Below are 21,865 nucleotides of genomic sequence, written 5' to 3'. Positions count from 1 at the left end.
CCCGGAACGTCTGCCCTCCAGGTCAGGCGCGGACCGGGCGCGGGCCCGCCGCCTCAGCCGGGCGGCCCGGCCACCGCGGCGAAGCGGACCTCGCCGGTACCCGCCGCGCACATCCGGGACATCAGCCGCCCGGCCTCCTCCTCGATCCCGCTCCGTACGGCGCGGCTCGCCCCCTCGAACAGCTCCACCGTGAGCAGCGGCCGTACCCCGTCCTCGTCGAGCCGCCACAGCCCGGCGAGGAAGCCGTCGAGGAGCAGGGTCCGGAAGGCCTGGTTGCCGCGTACATGGCGGTGCCGGTGGACGGGCGGGACGACCCGGGTCCGGTCGGCGTGGGAGAGCAGGAGGTTGTCGTACTCGGGCAGGAAGCGGGGCGGCGCGGGGGTGTCCGGGTCGGGCCGCGGGGCCTCGGGGAGGTCGAAGAGCTCGGTGCCGTGCTCGTCGCGGAAGACCCGGAGCGCGGGCCGCAGTTCCTCGAACGCGGCGCGCAGCCCGGTCAGTCCGCACCAGGTCCCCATGTCCTTGACGGAGGCGGGGCCGAAGGCGGCCAGATAGCGGCGGACGGCCTCTTCGGCGCCGAGCGGCTCGACCGCCTCGGCCGCCGCCCGGCCGAGCCACTTCTCCGCGGTGGTCAGGGCGACCTGGCCGCCGCGCCCCCACAGGCCGCGCGGGGTCACCTGGATCAGCGGCAGCAGCGAGCGGGCCGCCATGGCGAGGGCGCGGGGCTCGGCGTCCGGCCACGCGGCGCCGAGGGCGGTGCGCAGCTGGGCCATGGTGCGCGGTTCGTCCTCCACCAGCTCGCGGGCCAGCGCGCTCAGGCGGTCCAGGTCCACGCCTGCCAACCCCTTGCGGAATTGGTGCAGTTCGCGGTCCTTGGCAGGCTGGACGAAGGGCCGCAGCCGCAGGAGGTCGCGGGCGGTGTGGGTGTGCAGGGTGGAGCGCAGGGTGGCGCTCCGGACCGCCTGGCGCCCGGCCATCGGCGCCGAGAGGTCCTCGGGCCGGAACCGGGCGAGCCGCGCGGCCAGGGCGAAGTAGGGCGGCCGGACGTTCTGCGCCTGGAGGCCGAGCAGGTGCTCCAGGGCCTCGGGCACCGTCGACTCGGCCGGTTCCAGGAGGAGTTGGCGGGCAAGGGTGGCCCGGCCCAGGGCACGCGGGGAGAGCACCTCGGGCTCCCGGCCGCCCGCACCCCCGGCCGGGGTCCCCGCCGCCTTCTTCCGGGCCGCCTTCTCCCGTCCGGCCGTCTGCCGCCCGGTGGTCTTCGGTCCGGTCGGCCCGGCTGTCGGGTGCCCGGCCGTCGCGGTGGCCCGCTGCTGCCTGCTCGTCATGGCGGCACGCTAACCGCCCTCGCGGACAACGGCTGTCCGCGACTCCCCGGCCACGCGCGGGGCCCGGGGAGCGCACCCCTGACGCGTTCCCCGGGTCCCGCGGCCCCTCCCCGGCTCGGGGCCTCAGCCCAGCAGGTGGGTCTGGCGCCACAGCTTCATGCCGGGGGCGCCGACGAGCCCGTTCTCGTCCAGGAAGGACATGATCCGCTCGCCCGAGTACCGCATCGTCTCCCGGTAGTACGGGTTGCGGTGCGCGGCCCGCCAGGCCTCCTTGGGGTCGAGCCCGACGGCGGCGTACGCCTGCGGGTTGATCAGGCTGCGGGTGATGAAGAAGGAGACCAGGGCGATCATCAGCCGCTGGTAGCGCAGTTCGGCGCGGCCGAGGGAGCCCATGCCGCGGACCACCTCCTCGCGGGCGAAGGTGACGTGCCGGGCCTCCTCCATGATGTGGATCCGGTTGACCATGCGGATCAGCGGCTGGAGGGACTCGTCGGCCGCCATCTCGCGCTGGAGGCGGTCGAGGATCTCCTCGGCGACCAGGATCGAGCCGAACATCGCGGGCCCGTAGGCGAGGGTCGGCAGCACCTTGGCGAGCTGGTGCACATAGGCGGGCGGGCCGTAGGCCGGGGCGTCGATGCGCTTGACCATCTTGGCGAACATCGTGACGTGGCGGCACTCCTCGGCCACCTCGGTCAGCGCGTACTGCTCGTGCTGCCTGCCGGGGTCGCCGTTGTAGATCGCCTTGAGCAGCATCTGCATGAGCAGGACCTCGAACCACAGGCCCACGCTCGCGACGGTGGCGATCTCGTGTCTGCCCAGTTCGAGGCGCTGCTCCTCGGACAGGCGCCGCCACAGGTCCGTGCCGTAGAGGGAGATGCGCTCGGGGACCATATAGCCCTTGCCCTCGACGAGGGGGGCATTCCAGTCGAGATCGATCTCGGGGTCGTAGAACTTCCTGGCCGAGGAGGACAGCAGCCGTGCCGCGGTCTTCTCCCGGTCGCTGACGTTCGCTGCGGACGCTGTGTCGGCCATGCGGCTCGTCCCCATTTCCTCGCGTTTACCGTTACTTCTAGGTAACGCTTACCCTCGGTAGCATGTAGTCTCGGGGCCGTGGTAGTCAAGAGCGGACAGTCCGGCAGAACCAGGGACGGACGGCGGGAGCGGTGGCGCACCCACCGGGCGGCCCGCCGCGCCGAGTTCGTCGACGCCGCCCTGCGCGCCTTCGCCCGGCACGGGCCCGAGTTGCGGGTCGAGCAGGTCGCCGCGGAGGCCGGGGTCAGCAAGCCGGTGCTCTACCGCCACTTCGAGGACAAGGCCGGGCTCCAGGACGCCATCCACGAGCGCGGCGCCGAGCTCCTGGTGACCAGGCTCGCCCCCGCCCTGGACGACACCGCCTCGCCCCGGGACCGGATCAGGGCCGCGGTACGGGGCTATCTCTCGCTGATCGAGGAGCAGCCCAACCTCTACTGGTTCATCCGGCGCACCCAGCCGGGCGGAGCCGAGGCCGGGGACAGCGGGGTGGAGGCGGGCAAGAGCGTCATCGCCGCCACCCTCGCCCACGCCTTCGACGAGTACCTCTTCGCCTTCGGCATCACCGAACGGGCCGCCGCGCCGATGGCCCACGCGATCGTCGGCATGGTGCAGAGCACGGCCGAGTGGTGGACCACCGACCCGCGCAGCGACCGCGCCGAGGTCGAGGAGCACCTGGTCGGCTTCATCTGGTCGCTGATCGACGGGGTGCTCCGCCGCCACGGCGTGGAGCTCGACCCCGAGGTCGCCGTCAACGCCCCCGACATCCAGGCGACCCGGGCCACCGCGCCGCCGGGGTCCGCTCCCGCCGGGTCCGCCCCGTCCGCCTCCTTCCTGGAGCCGCCGGGCGCGCCCGCCGCCCCCGCGTCCGCCGAGCCGTCCGGCCCCGACGAAGGAGACCCGTCATGCCCGACTCCCCCCTCGCCCCGCCGGACCTCCCCGCCGGGGAGCACGGCGCGGAGCAGCCGGAGGAGGGATACCGCGGCCCGGCGCGGCTGACGGTCGCCGGCGCGGAGCACCCCGTCGAGGTGGACCTGCGCGGGCACTTCCAGCCCATCGACGGCAAGTACCACTGGTACGGGCGGATCGCCGCCGACTCCGGACTCGCGGAGCTGCTCCGGGGCAAGCGCGCGAAGGGGGCGCTCAGGACCCCGTACGGCGAGTCCGAGGGCGAGCTCGCGGACCCCGACCTCTGGCACCGCTACCGGATCACCGGCACCGGCCGGCCGCCGTTCCCGGTCGACGAGGAGCAGGGCGGAGCCGCGCCACAGAGCCGGGCCGGGGGCGCCGGAGACGGACCGGGCTGACGCCCGCTCAGGGATTTCGTACGGCCGCCCGCTCTGTTCTTCCACGACCCGGATGCTGTTTTCTGTTATCCGCGCACACCCGTGGGGTCTCCCAAGGTGTAGGGCCACCGAGGCGAGACGAGAGCGAGTGGGGACGAGGCCGTGAGCAGCGAATACGATGCCGTTGCCCTGGTGCGGGCCGCGCAGACCGGGGACCAGCGGGCACAGGACGAGCTGGTGGGCGCGTACCTGCCGCTCCTGTACAACGTGGTCGGCCGCGCCCTGCACGGGCACGCCGACACCGACGACATCGTCCAGGAGACGATGCTGCGCGCGCTGGGCTCGCTCGGCGGCCTGCGCGATCCGGCCAGCTTCCAGTCCTGGCTGCTCGCCATCGCGATGAACGAACTGCGCCGCCACTGGCAGAACCCCGCGGAGCAGAGTCCCGGCCCGCTGCCCGAGTCCCGGGAGATCGCGGACCCCGGCGCCGACTTCGTGGATCTGACCATCCTGCGGCTCGGCCTCTCCGGGCAGCGGCGCGAGACCGCCGAGGCGACGCGCTGGCTGGACCCCGACGACAACGCCCTGCTCTCGCTGTGGTGGCTGGAGGTCTCCGGCCAGTTGAGCCGCGCCGAGGTCGCCGCGGCCATGGGGCTCTCCCCGCAGCACACCGCGGTACGCGTCCAGCGGATGAAGGCGCAGCTGGAGACCGCGCGCACGGTGATACGCGCCCTCGCGCTGCGCCCGCTCTGCCCGGGTCTCGGTCAGGTCGCCGAGGCCTGGGACGGTTCGCCCTCGGCGCTCTGGCGCAAGCGGCTCGCCCGGCACGTACGCGACTGCCCGCTCTGCTCGGAGCAGGGCGCCGGACTCGTCGTCGCCGAACGCCTCCTGGTGGGCCTCGCCCTGGTGCCGCTCGGCGCGGGCCTCGCCGCGGCACCCGGACTCCTCCACGGCGCCCAGGCCGCCGCGGCGACCGGAACACCGGGCGGACCGGTACCCGGCCATCCGGCCTCCGGCGACCCGATATCCGGCGGCGCGATACCCGGCGGCCCGGGCGGGACACCGGGCGATCCCTTCTCCGGCGGGGCGGCGGGCGGCTATCCGCCCGCCGACGGGACGTACGCGGCACAGAGCGGGGCCCCGGCGGGGACCGGCGGGCACCCGGGCGGCGGGCACCCGGGCAGTTCACCAGCCGGTGGCGGCGGTACGCACGGGGGAACCGGCGGTACGCACGCCGCCGCCGGCGCGGGGAAGCACCGGCGCAAGCGGGGCGGTCAGGCCGTGACCGTGGGCGCCTCGGTGGTGCTGCTGCTCGCCGTCGGCGGGGTCGTCTACACCAGCACCCGGTCCTCCGAGGACAACGGCAAACAGGCCAGGACACCCGTCTCGGCGCCGGTGACCTCGGCGAGCGCCTCCGCCTCGCCGAGCCCGAGCAAGAGCCCCGGCAAGAGCAGTTCACCGAGCCCCTCGAAGAAGCCGAAGCCCAAGCCGAAGCCGTCCTCCGCGAAGCCCTCGCCCACCGAAAAGCCGACGCCGACCGCCGAGCCGAAGTCCGAGCCCGGCGGCGGCTCGCAGGTCGACCAGGTCACCCGGCTCGTCAACGCCGAGCGCGCGAAGAACGGCTGCGGCCCGGTGACGGCCAACCCGAAGCTGCAGTCCGCGGCCCAGGGCCACTCCGACGACATGGCCGACCGCGACTACTTCTCGCACACCGACCCGGACGGCGGGGACCCGGGCGACCGCATCACCGCCGCCGGATACCGCTGGAGCACCTACGGCGAGAACATCGCCGCGGGCCAGCAGACCCCCTCGCAGGTCATGGAGGGCTGGATGAACAGCGAGGGCCACCGCGCCAACATCCTGAACTGCGGCTTCAAGGAGATCGGTGTCGGCCTGCGCAAGGACGCGAGCGGCCCGATCTGGACCCAGAACTTCGGCACCGCACTCTGACGGCCGGGACGCCGGGGTCCGGGAGGGGCGGCTACGAGGTCGGCGGCAGCGCCGAGTCCGCGGAGCCGAGCATCTGGCGCAGCCACTCCTCGACCCCGGCGATGTGCACCGTCGCCCAGGCCTGGGCCAGGTCCGGCCGGCGGGAGGCGACGGCATCGCAGATCGCGCGGTGCTGCTCGACGGTACGGGCCACCGCGCCCTCCTCGGTGAGCCCGCGCCAGACCCGGGCCCGGGTGGTGGGCCCGCTGAGCCCGTCGAGCAGCGAGCAGAGCACCGTATTGCCGGAGCCGAGGGCCAGCTTGCGGTGGAACTCCAGGTCGTTGTCGATGAGTTGGTCGAGGGAGGCGTCCGGCGGCAGGCTGTCCAGGACCCGGCGCAGCTCGGTGATCTCGGCGTCCGGCATCGCGCGGGCGGCCATGGCGGCGGCCTGCGGCTCCAGGATGCGGCGTACCTCCAGGAACTCCAGGACGGTGTCGTCCTGGTGGAAGTCGACGACGAAGCCGAGGGCGTCCAGGAGCAGCCGCGGTTCGAGGCTGGTCACATAGGTGCCGTCGCCCTGGCGGACATCGAGCACCCGGATCAGGGAGAGCGCCTTGACGGCCTCGCGCAGCGAGTTGCGGGAGAGGCCGAGCCGCTCGGCGAGGTCGGCCTCCTTGGGCAGCCGCATCCCGGGGCGCAGCTCACCGCTGACGATCATTCCCTTGATCTTCTCGATCGCCTCGTCGGTGACCGGCACGCGGATCCTCCCTGGACCTGAACTGCCCTCAGCATAGCCAGGCGGAGCCCGGGGCGAGGGGTGTGGACGGCCGCCGCGCACCTGCCGCGGGCGGCTGCGGAACCGTACCGCGAACGGCGCCGCCCGGTCGCCGCGGAGGGCGGACCGGGCGGCGGCGAGGGGTCCGGCTACTCCTGCTTCTCGCCGGAGGCGAAGCGGGAGATGATCAGCGCGACGATGATGATGGCGCCGTTGAGGAACTGGTTCCACAGCGGCGGCACCCCGGCCAGCGTCATGACGTTGACGACGAGTTGCAGGGTGAGGACGCCGGTCAGGGCGCCGAAGAGGGTGCCGCGGCCGCCGTTGAGGCTGACCCCGCCGATCACGGTGGCGGCGAAGACCTGGAAGATCCAGCCGTTGCCCTGGTCGGCCGAGATGGAGCCGTAGTGGCCGGTGTAGAGGATCCCGGCGAAGGCGGCGAGCACGCTGCCGATGATGAGCACGGTCCAGGTGAGCCGGTCGACCCGGATCCCCGCCGCGCGGGCCGCCTCCGGGTTGCCGCCGATCGCGTACAGGGCGCGCCCGTGCCGCAGCCAGGCGAGCGCGCAGCCGCCGAGGGCGAAGAGGATCACGCAGATCCAGATCGCGGCCTGCACCCCGAGCCAGGTGGCGCTGCCGAGGTACTGGAAGGAGGGCGGTACGTCGACGATGGACTTGCCCTTGGAGATGGCGACCTGGAGTCCGCGCAGCATGGTGAGCCCGCCGAGCGTGACGATGAAGCCGTTGAGCCGCAGCTTCAGGATGAGGAAGCCGTTGAGGGCGCCGACGGCGGCGCCGACGAGCAGGCAGAGCGGGATCGCCGTCCACACCGGCAGCAGCCCGAGGCCCGCGAAGCGGCCCGCGTCGGGCAGCACCAGCCAGACCGCGATCACCGGGGCGAGGCCGATGGTCGACTCCAGGGAGAGGTCCATCCGGCCGACGATCAGGATCAGCGCGGCGGCCAGCACGAGCAGGCTCAGCTCGGTGGACTGCTGGGCCACCCCGAGCAGGTTGTCGGTGGTCAGGAAGGCCGGGGAGACGATGAAGCCGATCAGGCAGAGCACGAGCAGCACCGGGACCAGGGAGAGGTCGCGGTACCGCGCGAAGTCGATCCGCCGCCCGCCGCGGCCCGTCTCCTTGACGCCCGGTCCGCGCTCCGGTGCGTTGAGGTCAGTCGTGACGGACATCGCTTTCCTTCCTGTGGTGGCTGTGCCCGCTCCCGGCGTCCGGTCCGGACATGCCCTCCATGGCGGCGACGAGTTGCTCGTCGCTCCAGCCCCGGCGGAACTCGGGCCCCATCCGGCCGTGGAACATGGTCAGGACGCGGTCGCAGCCGCGCAGGTCGTCCAGCTCGTCGGAGACGACGACCGCGCCGCGGCCCTCCTCGGCGATCTGCCGGATCCGGCGGAGCAGGAACTCCTTGGACTTCACGTCCACCCCGTTGGTGGGGCGGATCGCGATCAGTACGTGCGGGTCGGTGGCCAGCGCCCGGGCCACCACGACCTTCTGCTGGTTGCCGCCGGAGAGCGCGGAGACCGGGGTCGAGGCGTCCGGCGTCTTGACGTCGAGTTCGGCGATCATCCGCCGGGCGAAGGCGCGGGTGCGCGAGGGCAGCACGGTGCCGTACGGGCCGAGCTGGTCGTTGACGGTGAGCGTGGCGTTCTCCGCGACGCTGCGGTGGTGGACGAGCCCCTGCAGGTGCCGGTCCTCGGGGACGAAGCCGACCCCGGCCGCCAGGGCGGCGGGCACATCGCCGTTGCGCACCCGGCGCCCGGCCACCTCGACGCTCCCGGCGGCGGCCCGGTGCAGCCCGGCGACGGTCTCGCCGACCTGGACGCAGCCGCTGGCGGCGGCCCCGGCGAGGCCCACCACCTCACCGGAGCGCACCGAGAGCGAGACCCCCGAGAAGTGGTCCCCGTAGGCGAGTCCGCTGACCCTGAGCACCTCGGGGGCGTCGGCGGGCAGCGGCCGGGTCTTGCGCCCGGGGGCGGGTCTTGCGGCGCTCTCGCCGGTCATCGCCTCGACGAGGTCGTCGTGGCCGAGTGCGGCGACGGGGGCGGTGAGCACATGCCGGGCGTCGCGGTAGACGGTGACGCTCGCGCACAGCTCGTACACCTCCTGGAGGTGGTGCGAGATGAACAGGAAGGCCACGCCCTGCCGTTGGAGGTCGCGGAGCCGGGTGAAGAGGCGCTCGATGCCGCGGGCGTCGAGGCGGGCGGTCGGCTCGTCGAGGACGATGAACCGGGCGCCGAAGGAGAGCGCCCGGGCGATCTCCACGAACTGCCGCTGCTCGACGGTCAGTTCCCTGACCTTGCGGGTGGGGTCCACGTCCACGCTGTACTCGGCGAGCAGGTCGGCGGCGCGGCGGCGCAGCTCCCGCCAGCGGATGGGCCGCAGGCCGCTGGTGCTCTGGCGGTGCAGGAAGAGGTTCTCGGCGACGGTCAGTTCGCCGACGACCATCGACTTCTGGTAGACGCAGGCGACCTTGGCGCGCCAGGCGTCGGTGTCGCCGTAGGCGGGGGCGGGTTCGCCGGAGAAGCGCAGGGTTCCGGTGTCGGGCCGCTGGATCCCGGTGAGCAGCGAGACCAGGGTCGACTTCCCGGCGCCGTTGCGGCCGACCAGGGCGTGCGACTCCCCGGGGGCGACGGCGATCCGGGCGTCGCTGAGGGCGACGGTCGCTCCGAAGCGCTTGGAGATTCCGGCCGCCTCGACCACGGGCACCGCGGCGGCAGTCACCGTGTCCGGCATGACGGGGCCGTCCTTTCTGTGGGTCGGTGGGTCTCTGTGGATCAGTGGGTCTCTGCGGGTCGGTGGGTCTGTCGGTGGTCCGGGCGGGCCGCCGTCACTTCTTCTTGTCGACGGAGTTGCCCCACAGCTCCTGGTCGTCGACGTTCTCCTTGGTCACCAGGGGCGCCGGCAGCTGGTCCTCCAGGCCGCCGGGGATCTTGACGATCTCCGAGTGGTGGTCGGTGGGACCCGGCTCGAAGGTCTTGCCCTCGGCGGCGGCCTGGGCGTAGTGCAGCGCGTACTTGGAGTAGAGGTCGGCGGGCTGCGAGATGGTGGCGTCGATCTCGCCCTTGCGGATGGCCGCGAACTCCTGCGGGATGCCGTCGTTGGAGATGACCGTGATGTGGCCCTCGGCGCCCGCGGGCTTCAGCAGTGCCTTCTGCCGCAGCAGGGAGAGCGTCGGCTGCAGGAAGACGCCACCGGCCTGCATGTAGACGCCGTTCAGGTCGCGGTGCTGGGAGAGCAGGGTCTGCAGCTTGCTGGAGGCGACCGCGCCGTCCCAGTTGGTGGGCAGCTCGAAGACCCTGATCCTCGGGAACCTCTTCTTCATGCAGGCGGCGAAGGCCTCGGAGCGCTCGCGCCCGTTGATCGAGGTCAGATCGCCCTGCAGTTCGGCCACCTTGCCCTTGCCGCCGAGCTGCTTGCCGAGGTACTCGCAGGACTTGGTGCCGTAGGCCTTGTTGTCGGCGCGCACCACCATGTAGACCTCGCCCTTGTCGGGCCGGGTGTCGACGCTGACCACCGGGATCTTCTTCTTGGCGAGGCGGTCGAGGGTGCTGGTGATCGCCCCGGTGTCCTGCGGCGCCATCACCACGGCCTCGGCCCCGGTCTGCTCCATCACCTGCACATTGCTGATCAGCTTGGTCACGTCGTTCTGCGAGTTGCTGACCGGCTGGGTGTTGAGGCCGCCCGCCTTCACGTCCGCCTTGATGTAGTCGGCGTAGGCGTTCCAGAAGTCGGAGTCGGCCCGGGGCAGGTCGATCCCGATCGAGGGCTTGCCGCCGCCGTCGCTGCCGTCGCGGTTGCAGGCGGTGGCGGCCGCGGTGAGCAGTCCGGCCGCGGCGACAGCGGCAAAGACGCGGGCGGTACGAGGCTTCATCGTCCGTGGTCCTCTCGGGGGATGTGTCCAGGGGGCGGCTCGGGCGGATCCGTGCCGCGGGAGCGTCGCCGCTCAACCGAGTCATCGGATGTATCGCTGTGGTCGTGGACGTTACGTTTGGATGCCCTCCGCTGGCAATAGGGGCACCGGGAACGATTCGGCAATGTGGGCAGGGCCCAGCTCCGTCCACGGCCCGCCAGAACACCGGAAGCAGTTCCTCCGCCATGGGATGTATACAGACGAGGCCCATGGATGCAGAATGAGTCATCGGATGAATGGCGGCGATGGAAGAGCCGTCTGACCTGCGACTTCTTCGCCGCGGGACAGGTGTGCCCGCCGGACGACGGACACACCTCGGCGACCACGCGGGTCCCGCCTCATTCCTCCGATGCCTGACTCCGGGGAGCACTGGGAAAATTTCCTGCGCACGTCACGGCGAACAAGGCCGACTTCCCGGCCCAGCAGGCAATTTCCCACCCACACAAGGGAGGTACGGGCTGCGAGCGCCCGGCGGTGAACTGCTTGCCAGCACCAGCGATCGGTCGTAGAGTCCCGACATTCCCACAAAACATCGGAGGTCTTGTCGGCTGCTCTCCGGCGGCAGTCAGGCCCTCCCGACAGACGAGGAGCCGCGCGATGAAGCTGCTTCGGGTGGGCCGGACCGGCTCCGAACGCCCCGCCGTACTGGACGCCGAGGGCGCCCTGCGCGACCTGTCCGGGATCACCGGGGACATCGACGGCGCCTTCCTCGCCGCGGACGGCCCGGCCCGGGTGGCCGCCGCCCTGGCCGCGGGCACCCTGCCGGAGCTGGACCCGCGGGGGCTGCGGATCGGCGCCCCCGTGGCCCGGCCCGGCAAGATCGTCTGCATCGGGCTCAACTACCGCGACCACGCCGAGGAGACCGGCGCCGCGATCCCGCCGCGGCCGGTGGTCTTCCTCAAGGACCCGGGCACCGTCGTCGGACCCGAGGACACCGTGCTCATCCCGCGCGGCTCCGCCAAGACCGACTGGGAGGTGGAACTCGCGGTCGTCCTCGGCCGGGAGGCCCGCTATCTCGAAAGCCCCGCCGAGGCCCTCGCCGCCGTCGCCGGATACGCCGTCAGCAACGACGTCTCCGAGCGCGCGTTCCAGCTGGAGCACTCCGGTCAGTGGGACCTCGGGAAGTCCTGCGAGACCTTCAATCCGCTCGGGCCGTGGCTGGTCACCCCCGAGGAGATCACCGACCCCCAGGCCCTCGGGCTGCGCCTGTCCGTCAACGGCGTCCGGCGCCAGGACGGCAACACCAGGAACATGATCTTCGACGTCGCCCACGTCCTCTGGTACCTGAGCCAGTACATGGTCCTGCGCCCCGGAGACGTCATCAACACGGGCACCCCGGCCGGAGTCGCCCTCGGTCTGCCCGGAACTCCCTACCTGCGCCCGGGAGACAGCGTCGAGCTGGGCATCGACGGCCTCGGCCGCCAGCGCCAGACCTTCGCCCGGGCCTGAAGAGAACGAGGAGAACTCCGTGACCGCGCGGATCACCGCACTCGACACCTTCGACATCCGGTTCCCGACCTCCCGGGAGCTGGACGGCTCGGACGCCATGAACCCCGATCCCGACTACTCCGCCGCCTACGTGGTCGTGCGCACCGACGCCGCCGACGGCCTGGAGGGGCACGGCTTCACCTTCACCATCGGACGCGGCAACGAGGTCCAGGTCGCCGCGATCAACGCGCTGCGCGAGCATGTCCTCGGCCGGGAGGTCGCGGCCCTGTGCGCGGACCCCGGCACCCTCAACCGGGACCTGATCGGGGACAGCCAACTGCGCTGGCTCGGCCCGGAGAAGGGCGTGATGCACATGGCGATCGGCGCCGTGGTCAACGCGGTCTGGGACCTGGCGGCCAAGCGCGCGGGCAAGCCGCTGTGGGCCTTCCTCGCCGACGCCGAACCGGACTGGCTGGTCTCCCAGGTCGACTTCCGCTACCTCACCGACGCGCTCACCCCGGCCGAGGCCGAGGAGCTGCTGCGCGCGGGCCGCCGGGGCCGCACGGAGCGCGAGGCCCTGCTGCGGGAGCGGGGCTACCCGGCGTACACCACCTCGCCCGGCTGGCTCGGCTACAGCGACGAGAAGCTCAGCAGGCTCGCCCGCCAGGCGCTCGCCGACGGCTTCACCCAGATCAAGCTGAAGGTGGGCGCCGACCTGGAGGACGACATCCGGCGCTGCCGGGTCGCCCGGCAGGTGATCGGCCCGGACATCCGGATGGCCGTCGACGCCAACCAGCGGTGGAGCGTGGCCGAGGCCATCGAGTGGACCAAGGCGCTCGCCGAGTTCGACCCGTACTGGATCGAGGAGCCGACCAGCCCGGACGACGTCCTCGGGCACGCCGCGGTGCGCCGCGCCGTCGCCCCGGTCAAGGTCGCCACCGGCGAGCACGTGCAGAACCGCATCGTCTTCAAGCAGCTGCTCCAGGCCGGGGCCATCGACGTGCTCCAGCTCGACTCCGCCCGCGTCGGCGGGGTCAACGAGAACCTGGCGATCCTGCTGCTCGCCGCGAAGTTCGGGGTGCCGGTCTGCCCGCACGCGGGCGGCGTGGGCCTGTGCGAACTCGTCCAGCACCTCTCGATGTTCGACTACCTCGCCCTCTCCGCCACCACCGAGAACCGGGTCATCGAGTACGTCGACCATCTGCACGAGCACTTCGTGACCCCGGTGGCCCTGGCCCGCGGCCACTACCTCGCGCCCACCGCGCCCGGCTTCTCGGCGCAGATGCACCCGCGCTCACTGGACACCTACCGCTACCCGGACGGCGTGTTCTGGGCGGCGGACGCTCTCACGGAAGGACGGTAGGGACATGACAGAGCTCAGCGGAGTACGGGCCCTGGTCACCGGCGGCGGTTCCGGCATCGGCGAGGCCACCGCGCGGGCGCTCGCCGCCCGGGGCGCCCGGGTGGCCGTGCTCGACCTCGACCCGGGCGCGGCGCCCCTCGGCTTCACCGCCGACGTCGCCGACGACGCGTCGGTGCGTACGGCGGTCGCGGACGCCGCGGCGGCGCTCGGCGGGATCGACGTCCTGGTCAACAACGCGGGCATCGGGGCGGCCGGCACCGTCGAGGACAACCCCGACGAGATGTGGCACCGGGTCCTGGACGTGAACGTCCTCGGCATCGTCCGCACCAGCCGTGCCGCCCTGCCCCAGCTGCGGCGCTCCCCGCACGCCGCGATCGTCAACACCTGCTCCATCGCCGCGACCGCGGGACTGCCGCAGCGCGCCCTGTACTCGGCGAGCAAGGGCGCGGTCCTCTCGCTGACCCTGGCCATGGCCGCCGACCACGTCCGCGAGGGCATCCGCGTCAACTGCGTCAACCCCGGCACCGTGGACACCCCCTGGGTGGGGCGGCTCCTGGACGCCGCCGAGGACCCCGCCGCCGAACGCCGCGCGCTGAGCGCCCGCCAGCCCACCGGGCGCCTGGTCGGTCCCGAGGAGGTCGCCGCCGCCATCGTCTACCTGGCGAGCCCGGCGGCGGCAACGGTCACCGGCACCGCGCTCGCCGTGGACGGCGGCATGGCCGGACTGCGGCTGCGACCGGAGCCGCGGCCGTGACCCTTCCGCGCCACCCCCCACCGCGCCCCGGCAGGATCGCCCTCGGCGCCCTGTCCTTCGGCGCGGCCTCCCTCGGCAACCTCTACACCCCGGTGACCGACGCGGAGGCCGAGGAGACCGTGGCCGCCGCCTGGGAGGCGGGCATCCGCTACTTCGACACCGCCCCGCACTACGGACTCGGCCTGTCCGAGCGGCGGCTCGGCGCCGCGCTGCGGGGGCTGCCGCGGGCCGCCTTCACGCTCTCCACCAAGGTGGGGCGGCTGCTCGAACCCCGGCCCCGCGCCGGGGGCGACGACCTCGCGAACGGCTTCGCGGTGCCCGCCACCCACCGGCGCCGCTGGGACTTCAGCGCCGAGGGCGTGCGCCGCGGCCTGGAGGAGTCGCTGACCCGGCTGGGCCTGGACCGGGTGGACATCGCCTATCTGCACGACCCGGACGACCATGTGGTCCAGGCCCTGGACGAGGCCTATCCGGCCCTGGAGCGGCTGCGGCAGGAGGGTGTGCTCGGCGCCGTCGGCATCGGCGTCAACCAGTGCGCGCTGCCCGCCCGCTTCCTGCGCGAGACCGACCTCGACGTGGTGCTCCTCGCGGGCCGCTACACCCTCCTCGACCAGAGCGGCCTCGCCGAACTGCTGCCGCTCGCCGAGGCGCGCGGGGTGGACGTGGTCCTCGGCGGGGTCTACAACTCCGGGCTGCTCGCCGACCCGCGCCCCGGAGCCACCTTCGACTACGCCCGCGCCCCGCGCGAACTCCTCGGCCGCGCGGTGGAGTTGCAGCGGGTCTGCGCCCGGCACGGGGTGCCGCTGCGGGCCGCCGCGCTGCAGTTCCCGCTCGGGCACCCGGCGGTGGCCAGTGTGCTCACCGGGGCCCGCAGCGCCGCCGAGGTACGGGACGCGGCCGTCATGATGGCCACCGAAGTACCCGGGGCCCTCTGGTCGGAACTCGCCGAGCATGGCCGACTGGAGCCCGGCGTCCCCGTCCCGTCGAGGAGATGAGCAGATGCGCCTCGCCTTGTTCCTCACCTGTTTCAACGACACGCTCCATCCGCAGACCGGCAAGGCCGTGGTCCGGCTCCTGGAACGGCTCGGCCACCGGGTCGACTTCCCCCTGCAGCAGACCTGCTGCGGCCAGATGCACTTCAACACCGGCTACCGCCCCGAGACTTTGCCGCTGGTCCGCCGCTTCGCGGAGGTCTTCGCGGAGTACGACGCCGTGATCACCCCCTCCGCCTCCTGCGCGGGCATGGTGCGCGAGGGCCATCCGGTGACCGCGGCGCAGTACGGCGACCACGGGCTGCGCGGCGCCGTGGCGGACCTGCTGCCGCGGGTGTACGAACTCTCCGAGTTCCTGGTCGACGAGCTGAAGGTCACCGATGTGGGCGCGTACTACCCGCACCGGGTCACCTACCACCCGACCTGCCACTCGCTGCGGATGCTCCGGGTCGGCGACAAACCGCTCCAACTGCTGCGCGCCGTACGGGGGATCGACCTGGTGGAGCTGCCGGGCGCGGACTCCTGCTGCGGCTTCGGCGGGACCTTCGCGCTGAAGAACAGCGAGACCTCCACCGCGATGCTCGCCGACAAGCTGCGCGAGGTGCGGGGCACCGGGGCCGGGGTGCTCTCGGCCGCCGACAACTCCTGCCTGCTGCACATCGGCGGTGGTCTCGCCCGGCTGCGGAGCGGGGTGCGCACCGTCCATCTGGCGGAGATCCTCGCCTCGACCGAGGAGGCCGCCGTATGACGGGGTCCGGGACCAATGTGGTCTGGCTCGGCTCGCCCTCCTTCCCGGAGGCGGCCCGCCCGCTCCTGAAGGACGAGCAGCTGCGCGGCAATCTGCGCCGCGCCACCACGACCATCCGCGAGCGCCGCCTCGCGGTCACCGGGGAGCTGGACGACTGGGAGGAGCTGCGTACGGCCGGCGAGGCCCTCAAGCGCCGTACCCTGCGCCATCTCGACCGCTATCTGGAGCAGTTGGAGGAGTCGGTGACCCGGGCGGGCGGCCAGGTGCACTGGGCCGCCGACGCCGCGGAGGCCAACCGGATCGTCGCGGACCTGGTGCACGCCACCGGCGAGCGCGAGGTGGTGAAGATCAAGTCGATGGCCACCCAGGAGACCGGCCTCAACGAGGCCCTCGCCGAGGCGGGCATCAGCGCCTACGAGACCGACCTCGCGGAGCTGATCGTGCAGCTCGCCGACGACCGGCCCTCGCACATCCTGGTCCCCGCGATCCACCGCAACCGCGCGGAGATCCGGGAGATCTTCCGTACCGCGATGGCCCGCTACGGCCGTCCCGCGCCCGAGGACCTGAGCGACGAGCCGAAGGCGCTCGCGGAGGCCGCGCGGCTGCATCTGCGGGAGAAGTTCCTGCGCGCCAAGGTCGCGGTCAGCGGGGCCAACTTCGCCGTCGCCGAGACCGGTACGGTCGCCGTGGTGGAGTCGGAGGGCAACGGGCGGATGTGCCTGACCCTCCCGGAGACCCTGATCACGGTGATGGGCATCGAGAAGCTGGTGCCCTCCTTCGCCGACCTGGAGGTCTTCCTCCAGCTCCTGCCGCGCTCCTCCACCGGCGAGCGGATGAACCCGTACACCTCGATGTGGACCGGGGTGACACCGGGCGACGGACCCCGGGCCTTCCATCTGGTGCTGCTGGACAACGGCCGCACCGCGACCCTCGCCGACCGGCACGGCCGCCAGGCCCTGCACTGCATCCGCTGCTCCGCCTGCCTCAACGTCTGCCCGGTCTACGAGCGCACCGGCGGGCACGCCTACGGCTCGGTGTACCCGGGGCCGATCGGGGCGGTGCTCACCCCGCAGCTGGTCGGCGTCGAGAACGCGGCCTCGCTGCCCTTCGCCTCCACCCTCTGCGGGGCCTGCTACGACGCCTGCCCGGTGAAGATCAACATCCCGGAGGTGCTGACCCATCTGCGCGCCGAGGTGGTGGAGGCCGCGCGCGCCCGGCGGCGGCTGCCGACCGCCGAGGCCGTGGTGATGAAGGCCGCGGGGTCCGTGCTCGCCTCCCCCGCCCGGCTCGCCGCGGCGCAGAAGGCGGCCTCACTGGGCGGGCGCCTCCTCGGGCACTCGGTACGGCGGCTGCCGGGGCCGCTCTCCGGCTGGACGGACTCCCGGGACCTGCCGGTGCCGCCCGCGGAGTCCTTCCGCGCCTGGTGGAAGCGGACCGACGGCGGACGGCAGGACGAGAACGACAAGAAGGACCAGAAGGAGGGGACATGAGCTCGCGTACGGAGATCCTGCGGCGGGTGCGGAGCGCGCTCGCGGACGTGCCGCGCACCGAGCAGCCCGGGGACGTGGCCGTGCCCCGCGCCTACCGCGACAGCCATGTACGCGGCGAGGAGGCCGCCGTCTTCGCGGAGCGGGTGGCCTACTACCGGGCGCGGGTGGTCACCTGCGCCCCGGCCGGGGCACCGGCGGCCGTGGCCCGGCTGCTCGGCGAGCGGGGCGCCCGGAGGGTGGTGCTGCCCGGGGGCTTCCCCGCGGACTTCCTGCCGCCCGGTGAGTGGAGCTGGCTGCGGGACCAACCGCCGCTCGGCGTCGAGGAGTTGGACGCGGCCGACGCGGTGCTGACCACCGCGGCCCTCGGTGTCGCCGCCACCGGGACCCTGGTCCTCGACGCGGGCCCGGGCCAGGGCCGCCGGGTGCTGACCCTGCTGCCGGACCACCACATCTGCGTACTGCGCGCGGAGCAGATCGTGGGCGACGTCCCCGAGGCGCTGCGCCTGCTCGACCCGTACCGGCCGCTCACCTTCGTCTCCGGTCCCTCGGCCACCAGCGACATCGAACTCAACCGGGTGGAGGGCGTACACGGCCCGCGCCGCCTCGACGTCGTCCTCGTCGGCGAGGTCGGCGAGATCGCCGAGAAAGGGGCGAGCCGGTGAGGGTCGCTCTGCACACCCGGGTCCGGGCGGACCGGATCGAGGAGTACGAGCGGGCGCACCGGGAGGTGCCCGCGGAGCTGACGGCGGCGATCCGCGCGGCCGGTACCCGCTCCTGGACGATCTGGCGCAGCGGTACCGACCTCTTCCACCTCCTCGACTGCGAGGACTACGCCCGCCTCCTCGCCGAGTTGGAGCAGCTCCCGGTCAATGTCGCCTGGCAGGCGCGGATGGCCGGACTCCTCGATGTGGTGCACGACTACTCCGCCGGGGGAGCCGGTGCCGGGCTCCCGGTGGTCTGGGAGCTGTGAGGCGATGAGCGTGCTCGTGGACGCGCACCACCACGTCTGGGACCTGGCCGTCCGCCCGCAGGAGTGGCTCGCGGGCGAGGGCCTGGCACCGCTGCGGCGCAGCTTCACCCTGGACGGGATGCGGCCGGAGGCCGAGGCGGCCGGGGTGGGCGCGAGCGTGCTTGTGCAGACCGTGACGGTGGCCGCGGAGACCCCGGAGTTCCTGCGGCTCGCTGCGGCCGATCCGCTGGTGCGGGGCGTGGTCGGCTGGACGGACCTCACCGACCCGGCCGTCGCGGACCGCCTCGCCGCGCTGCGCGAACTCCCGGGCGGGGCACGCCTGGTGGGCATCCGCCACCAGGTGCAGGGCGAGCCGGACCCGCGCTGGCTGCTGCGCCCGGAGGTCCTGCGCGGACTCGCCGCGGTGGCCGCGGCCGGGCTCGTCTACGACCTGGTCGTGCTGCCGCACCAGCTGCCCGCCGCCGTGGCAGCCGCCCGGGCCGTGCCCCAACTCACCTTCGTCCTGGACCACTTGGGCAAGCCGCCGATCGCCGCGGGCACCCTCGAACCCTGGGCGGCGGACCTGCGCAGGCTCGCCGCCGAGGCCAACACCGCGGCGAAGCTCTCCGGACTGGTCACCGAGGCCGACCGGCAGCACTGGACCACGGCCGGGCTGCGCCCGTACGCCGAGACCGCCCTGACCGCCTTCGGCCCGGAGCGCCTGATGTTCGGCTCCGACTGGCCGGTGTGCACCCTGGCCGCCTCCTACGGCCAAGTCGTCGAAGCCGCCCGCGTGTTGACCGGCGGGCTGGGCGCGGACGAGCGGGCGGCCGTCTTCGGCGGCACCGCCACCCGGGTGTACGGCCTGGCCCCCTGACCCCCACCGCCCCTCCCCCGCACCGCAGTCGACCCGAAGACCGCACCACCGAGAGAGCGCGACCGCCACCATGACGAGGCAAGACTGGTTCACCGACGCCAAGTTGGGCGTCTTCCTGCACTGGGGCGTCTACGCGGTGGACGGGGTCCCCGAGTCCTGGGCCTTCTTCGACGGGGTGGTGCCGCGGGAGCGGTACCTGGCGCAGCTCGACGGCTTCACCGCCTCGGCCTACGACCCGGATGCCTGGGCGGACCTCTTCCGCCGCGTGGGCGCCCGCTACACGGTGCTCACCGCCCGGCACCACGACGGCATCGCCCTGTGGGACTCGGCGGCGGGCGGGCTCGACGTCGTACGGCACTCCCCGGCCAGCCGCGACCTGCTGGCCCCCTACGCGCGGGCGATGCGCGAGCACGGACTCAAGGTGGGCCTGTACTACTCGCTCTCCGACTGGAACCACCCGGACTACGCCAGCGCCCGGCACCCCCGGCCGCCGCACCCGGAGCTGGTGGACAGCCCCTATGTCACCCCGCCCGAGGGCCGCGAGGACCCGGAGGCCTGGGCCCGCTACCTGGCCTACCGCGACCGGCAGGTGGACGAGTTGCTGGACGGATACGCCCCGGACCTGCTCTGGTTCGACGGCGAGTGGGAGCGCTCCGAGGAGCAGTGGGCCGTGGCCGCGCTGGCCGCCCGGATCCGCGCGCACTCGCCCCGTACCGTCTGCAACGCGCGTCTGCTCGGCCACGGCGACTACGCGACCCCCGAGCAGGGGCTGCCGATGCGGGCCCCCGAGACCCCTTGGGAGCTGTGCCTGACCCTCAACGACTCCTGGGGGTACCGGCCTTCGGACCGCAACCACAAGACGCCCGGGATGCTGGTGCGCTGCTTCGCGGAGACCGTCGGGATGGGCGGCAATCTGCTCCTCGGGGTCGGCCCGCGCGAGGACGGCTCGATCCCCGAGGAGGCGGCCGCGCCCCTGGAGGGCCTCGGCGCCTGGGTGCGGCGGCACGCGGCGGCGGTGTACGGCACCACCGGCGGACTGCCGCCCGGCCACCACTACGGCCCGAGCACCCTGTCCGCGGATCGCAGGACCCTGTACCTGGTCTGCTTCGACCCCCCGGCCGAGACCGTGTCGGTCCGGGGGCTGCGCACCCCGGTACGGCGGGTGAGCGTCCTCGGCACGGGTACGCCGCTCGGCCACCGGGTCACCGGCGGGCTGCACGAGGTCCCCGGGGTGCTCTGGATCGACGCCCCCGCGCCGGAGGACCTCGCCGCCCACGGCACGGTGCTCGCGGTCGAACTGGACGGGGAACTGGAGGTGTACGAGGGGCAGGGGCGGGACTGAGGGCCGCGGTCGCGTACCGCTCATTGCGCGGGTGTTGCGGTCTCGTGGCGGGGCGGGCGGTGGAGCAGGGCGGGGCGGGCGGCGGGGCTAGCCTCGCTGGCCTGGCACCCTCCGCCGAGGAAAGCGAGACCGGCATGACCGTCACCGACCGGTACCTGGCCAACAACCAGCACTACGCGGCCTCCTTCGAGGGCCCGCTCCCCCTGCCACCGTCCTCCAAGGTCGCCGTGGTGGCCTGCATGGACGCCCGGCTGAACGTCTACGGCCTCCTCGGCCTCCAGGAGGGCGAGGCCCATGTGATCCGCAACGCGGGCGGGGTGATCACCGACGACGAGATCCGCTCCCTCGCCATCAGCCAGCGCCTGCTCGGCACCGAGGAGATCATCCTCATCCACCACACCGACTGCGGCATGCTGACCTTCACCGACGGGGAGTTCCTGAGCCAGGTGGAGGGCGAGACCGGCGTCCGCCCGAACTGGTCCAGCGAGGCCTTCCCCGACCTGGACGAGGATGTGCGCCAGTCCGTCCGGCGCATCACCGGCAGCCCCTTCGTGCCGCACCAGGACTCCGTGCGCGGCTTCGTCTTCGATGTCGCCACCGGGCGCCTGCGCGAGGTGGACTGAGCACGCCCCGGGGCGCCCGGGCGGGCCCGGCCCCGGTCCGGACCGTCCCCCGAAAGCGCCGCACACCCCTGTCGTCGTTCCCTGTCGCCGTTCCCGCACTCCCGCGGGGACGGCGATCGGCATTTCTGCCCCGCCGCGGCAGGGCCATACGTCCCGGAATTGCGGCACCACAGGTCCCGCCGCCATTTCACCGCGCGCGACGGATCGGCAGCGGATTGTTCCCGTAAAAGGGGGCCGATGTGAGCTGCGCAATAGGAGCCACGTCACGTACGAAACTCTCTAGTGGGCGCGCTCCTGAAAAGCGCCGGGCATTCACGGTGGTCCCGGGACTTTCGGCCACCCCGATTCCCACTAGGCGGCTTCGTATGACGGACCTTTGCCAAGCGCAAATCGGCTCGCTAAAACTGGTCCATGTCGCTCGGCGCCACTGGGAAAACCCCAGGCCGTTTACGCCGGAACCGTCCCCCGGACAGAGAGAGCGACCTCCTCCGTACCTGAAGAAGAGGTCTCCCCCATGCCCAAGAACACGACGATTCACGGTCTCGGAAAGCACTTCGCCAAGGCCCAGAACTACACGCAGGCAAAGGCCGTCCAGGCCAAGGACGCCACCGCCGCCTACACGCGTGACCTGAACCGGGCCCAGAAGTACACGATGGCCGGAGTCGCCACCCTCGGCGCCACCGCCCTCACCCTCGGCCTGGCCACCACCGACGGCGGCAGCACCAGCACCACCGACGCCGCGCCCGCCTCGGCGACCCAGGTCAAGGAGACGCACACCGACATCACCAACCAGAACGCCGGTGCCGACCAGAAGGTCAAGGACGCCGACGCCAAGCTCGGCACGAAGACCGAGAAGGCCGACAAGCCCGCGAAGGACGAGAAGGCCGAGAAGAAGGACGCCAAGTCCGAGAAGCCGGAGAAGAAGGGCGAGAAGGCCGAGGGCAAGGCGAAGGCCGACCGCAAGGACAAGCCCGCCGCCAACCGCTCCTCGGACCGCAAGCCCACCTACGCGAACAACCTCGACGGCTGGATC

At 72.9% G+C, this 21,865-nt stretch carries 20 protein-coding genes and 1 pseudogene; 15 read left to right on the top strand and 6 right to left on the bottom strand.

Annotated elements, in window-relative coordinates; genetic code table 11:
- Nucleotides 1–53: 53 nt before the first annotated feature.
- The gene (locus tag HFV08_RS23060; RefSeq protein ID WP_168541993.1) at nucleotides 54–1,322 is read right to left on the bottom strand and encodes a winged helix DNA-binding domain-containing protein; all 1,269 of its coding nucleotides are present in this window, start codon (nucleotides 1,320–1,322) and stop codon (nucleotides 54–56) included.
- Nucleotides 1,323–1,445: 123 nt separating this feature from the next.
- Nucleotides 1,446–2,354: an AurF N-oxygenase family protein gene (locus HFV08_RS23055; RefSeq protein WP_168541991.1), complete on the bottom strand. Its 909-nt coding sequence runs from the start codon at nucleotides 2,352–2,354 to the stop codon at nucleotides 1,446–1,448.
- Nucleotides 2,355–2,432: 78 nt separating this feature from the next.
- Between HFV08_RS23055 and HFV08_RS23050 the strand changes: the two genes are divergently transcribed.
- The 3 genes from HFV08_RS23050 to HFV08_RS23040 all read left to right on the top strand — a co-directional run bounded on the left by HFV08_RS23050 (nucleotide 2,433) and on the right by HFV08_RS23040 (nucleotide 5,587).
- Nucleotides 2,433–3,350, top strand: coding sequence for a TetR/AcrR family transcriptional regulator (locus tag HFV08_RS23050; RefSeq protein WP_168541989.1), 918 nt, complete (start codon nucleotides 2,433–2,435; stop codon nucleotides 3,348–3,350).
- On the top strand, nucleotides 3,257–3,658 hold the full coding sequence (locus HFV08_RS23045) for a DUF4873 domain-containing protein (protein WP_168541987.1): 402 nt from the start codon (nucleotides 3,257–3,259) through the stop codon (nucleotides 3,656–3,658). The genes HFV08_RS23050 and HFV08_RS23045 overlap by 94 nt, the downstream gene beginning before the upstream one ends.
- Before the next feature lie 141 nt (nucleotides 3,659–3,799).
- The gene (locus tag HFV08_RS23040; RefSeq protein WP_168541985.1) at nucleotides 3,800–5,587 is read left to right on the top strand and encodes a sigma-70 family RNA polymerase sigma factor; all 1,788 of its coding nucleotides are present in this window, start codon (nucleotides 3,800–3,802) and stop codon (nucleotides 5,585–5,587) included.
- A gap of 31 nt (nucleotides 5,588–5,618) precedes the next feature.
- On the opposite strand, the gene HFV08_RS23035 is transcribed toward HFV08_RS23040, so the two are convergent.
- The 4 genes from HFV08_RS23035 to HFV08_RS23020 all read right to left on the bottom strand — a co-directional run bounded on the left by HFV08_RS23035 (nucleotide 5,619) and on the right by HFV08_RS23020 (nucleotide 10,227).
- Nucleotides 5,619–6,323 (bottom strand): FadR/GntR family transcriptional regulator, encoded by a 705-nt coding sequence (locus HFV08_RS23035; protein WP_168541983.1) that lies wholly within the window; start codon nucleotides 6,321–6,323, stop codon nucleotides 5,619–5,621.
- Between the two features lie 167 nt (nucleotides 6,324–6,490).
- The gene (locus tag HFV08_RS23030) at nucleotides 6,491–7,528 is read right to left on the bottom strand and encodes an ABC transporter permease (protein ID WP_168541981.1); all 1,038 of its coding nucleotides are present in this window, start codon (nucleotides 7,526–7,528) and stop codon (nucleotides 6,491–6,493) included.
- Nucleotides 7,512–9,089 carry a sugar ABC transporter ATP-binding protein gene (locus tag HFV08_RS23025; protein ID WP_168541979.1) on the bottom strand — a complete coding sequence of 526 codons (1,578 nt, stop codon included), beginning with the start codon at nucleotides 9,087–9,089 and terminating at the stop codon, nucleotides 7,512–7,514. Before HFV08_RS23025 ends, HFV08_RS23030 begins: the two co-directional genes overlap by 17 nt.
- Nucleotides 9,090–9,183: 94 nt before the next feature.
- Nucleotides 9,184–10,227, bottom strand: coding sequence for a sugar ABC transporter substrate-binding protein (locus HFV08_RS23020; protein WP_168541977.1), 1,044 nt, complete (start codon nucleotides 10,225–10,227; stop codon nucleotides 9,184–9,186).
- 636 nt (nucleotides 10,228–10,863) lie between these two features.
- Here HFV08_RS23020 and HFV08_RS23015 point away from each other — a divergent pair.
- The 12 genes and pseudogenes from HFV08_RS23015 to HFV08_RS22960 form a co-directional block, all read left to right on the top strand.
- Nucleotides 10,864–11,715 (top strand): fumarylacetoacetate hydrolase family protein, encoded by an 852-nt coding sequence (locus HFV08_RS23015; RefSeq protein WP_168541975.1) that lies wholly within the window; start codon nucleotides 10,864–10,866, stop codon nucleotides 11,713–11,715.
- Nucleotides 11,716–11,734: 19 nt separating this feature from the next.
- Nucleotides 11,735–13,057, top strand: coding sequence for an L-fuconate dehydratase (locus HFV08_RS23010; RefSeq protein WP_168541973.1), 1,323 nt, complete (start codon nucleotides 11,735–11,737; stop codon nucleotides 13,055–13,057).
- Between the two features lie 4 nt (nucleotides 13,058–13,061).
- Nucleotides 13,062–13,811 carry an SDR family NAD(P)-dependent oxidoreductase gene (locus tag HFV08_RS23005; protein ID WP_168541971.1) on the top strand — a complete coding sequence of 250 codons (750 nt, stop codon included), beginning with the start codon at nucleotides 13,062–13,064 and terminating at the stop codon, nucleotides 13,809–13,811.
- Nucleotides 13,808–14,806, top strand: coding sequence for an aldo/keto reductase (locus tag HFV08_RS23000; protein ID WP_312885793.1), 999 nt, complete (start codon nucleotides 13,808–13,810; stop codon nucleotides 14,804–14,806). The genes HFV08_RS23005 and HFV08_RS23000 overlap by 4 nt, the downstream gene beginning before the upstream one ends.
- A gap of 4 nt (nucleotides 14,807–14,810) precedes the next feature.
- Nucleotides 14,811–15,551, top strand: coding sequence for a (Fe-S)-binding protein (locus HFV08_RS22995; RefSeq protein WP_168541969.1), 741 nt, complete (start codon nucleotides 14,811–14,813; stop codon nucleotides 15,549–15,551).
- Nucleotides 15,548–17,041: a LutB/LldF family L-lactate oxidation iron-sulfur protein gene (locus HFV08_RS22990; protein ID WP_168541967.1), complete on the top strand. Its 1,494-nt coding sequence runs from the start codon at nucleotides 15,548–15,550 to the stop codon at nucleotides 17,039–17,041. Before HFV08_RS22995 ends, HFV08_RS22990 begins: the two co-directional genes overlap by 4 nt.
- Entirely contained in the window at nucleotides 17,038–17,703 is a 666-nt protein-coding gene (locus tag HFV08_RS22985) for a LutC/YkgG family protein (protein ID WP_168541965.1), read from the top strand. Before HFV08_RS22990 ends, HFV08_RS22985 begins: the two co-directional genes overlap by 4 nt.
- The gene (locus HFV08_RS22980) at nucleotides 17,700–18,011 is read left to right on the top strand and encodes an L-rhamnose mutarotase (RefSeq protein WP_168541963.1); all 312 of its coding nucleotides are present in this window, start codon (nucleotides 17,700–17,702) and stop codon (nucleotides 18,009–18,011) included. Before HFV08_RS22985 ends, HFV08_RS22980 begins: the two co-directional genes overlap by 4 nt.
- A gap of 4 nt (nucleotides 18,012–18,015) precedes the next feature.
- On the top strand, nucleotides 18,016–18,867 hold the full coding sequence (locus HFV08_RS22975) for an amidohydrolase family protein (protein WP_168541961.1): 852 nt from the start codon (nucleotides 18,016–18,018) through the stop codon (nucleotides 18,865–18,867).
- A gap of 70 nt (nucleotides 18,868–18,937) precedes the next feature.
- Nucleotides 18,938–20,209: an alpha-L-fucosidase gene (locus HFV08_RS22970; RefSeq protein WP_168541959.1), complete on the top strand. Its 1,272-nt coding sequence runs from the start codon at nucleotides 18,938–18,940 to the stop codon at nucleotides 20,207–20,209.
- A gap of 134 nt (nucleotides 20,210–20,343) precedes the next feature.
- A complete protein-coding gene (locus HFV08_RS22965; protein WP_168541957.1) occupies nucleotides 20,344–20,832 on the top strand; it encodes a beta-class carbonic anhydrase in 489 nt (162 codons plus the stop codon).
- Between the two features lie 514 nt (nucleotides 20,833–21,346).
- Nucleotides 21,347–21,865: pseudogene (locus HFV08_RS22960) on the top strand (hypothetical protein); the annotation flags it as partial.

Origin of the sequence: Streptomyces physcomitrii, assembly GCF_012273655.1 — a bacterium.
Classification (GTDB): domain Bacteria; phylum Actinomycetota; class Actinomycetes; order Streptomycetales; family Streptomycetaceae; genus Streptomyces; species Streptomyces physcomitrii.
This window is presented reverse-complemented; position numbering and strand designations above follow the sequence as displayed.

What these genes read in the sequence shown, in the direction of transcription:
- HFV08_RS23060 (WP_168541993.1), bottom strand. Translation starts at nt 1,322, where the DNA reads ATGACGAGCAGGCAGCAGCGGGCCACCGCGACGGCCGGGCACCCGACA.
- HFV08_RS22995 (WP_168541969.1), top strand. Translation starts at nt 14,811, where the DNA reads ATGCGCCTCGCCTTGTTCCTCACCTGTTTCAACGACACGCTCCATCCG.
- HFV08_RS23055 (WP_168541991.1), bottom strand. Translation starts at nt 2,354, where the DNA reads ATGGCCGACACAGCGTCCGCAGCGAACGTCAGCGACCGGGAGAAGACC.
- HFV08_RS22965 (WP_168541957.1), top strand. Translation starts at nt 20,344, where the DNA reads ATGACCGTCACCGACCGGTACCTGGCCAACAACCAGCACTACGCGGCC.
- HFV08_RS23020 (WP_168541977.1), bottom strand. Translation starts at nt 10,227, where the DNA reads ATGAAGCCTCGTACCGCCCGCGTCTTTGCCGCTGTCGCCGCGGCCGGA.
- HFV08_RS23005 (WP_168541971.1), top strand. Translation starts at nt 13,062, where the DNA reads ATGACAGAGCTCAGCGGAGTACGGGCCCTGGTCACCGGCGGCGGTTCC.
- HFV08_RS22990 (WP_168541967.1), top strand. Translation starts at nt 15,548, where the DNA reads ATGACGGGGTCCGGGACCAATGTGGTCTGGCTCGGCTCGCCCTCCTTC.
- HFV08_RS23025 (WP_168541979.1), bottom strand. Translation starts at nt 9,089, where the DNA reads ATGCCGGACACGGTGACTGCCGCCGCGGTGCCCGTGGTCGAGGCGGCC.
- HFV08_RS22975 (WP_168541961.1), top strand. Translation starts at nt 18,016, where the DNA reads ATGAGCGTGCTCGTGGACGCGCACCACCACGTCTGGGACCTGGCCGTC.
- HFV08_RS22985 (WP_168541965.1), top strand. Translation starts at nt 17,038, where the DNA reads ATGAGCTCGCGTACGGAGATCCTGCGGCGGGTGCGGAGCGCGCTCGCG.
- HFV08_RS23030 (WP_168541981.1), bottom strand. Translation starts at nt 7,528, where the DNA reads ATGTCCGTCACGACTGACCTCAACGCACCGGAGCGCGGACCGGGCGTC.
- HFV08_RS23015 (WP_168541975.1), top strand. Translation starts at nt 10,864, where the DNA reads ATGAAGCTGCTTCGGGTGGGCCGGACCGGCTCCGAACGCCCCGCCGTA.
- HFV08_RS22970 (WP_168541959.1), top strand. Translation starts at nt 18,938, where the DNA reads ATGACGAGGCAAGACTGGTTCACCGACGCCAAGTTGGGCGTCTTCCTG.
- HFV08_RS23045 (WP_168541987.1), top strand. Translation starts at nt 3,257, where the DNA reads ATGCCCGACTCCCCCCTCGCCCCGCCGGACCTCCCCGCCGGGGAGCAC.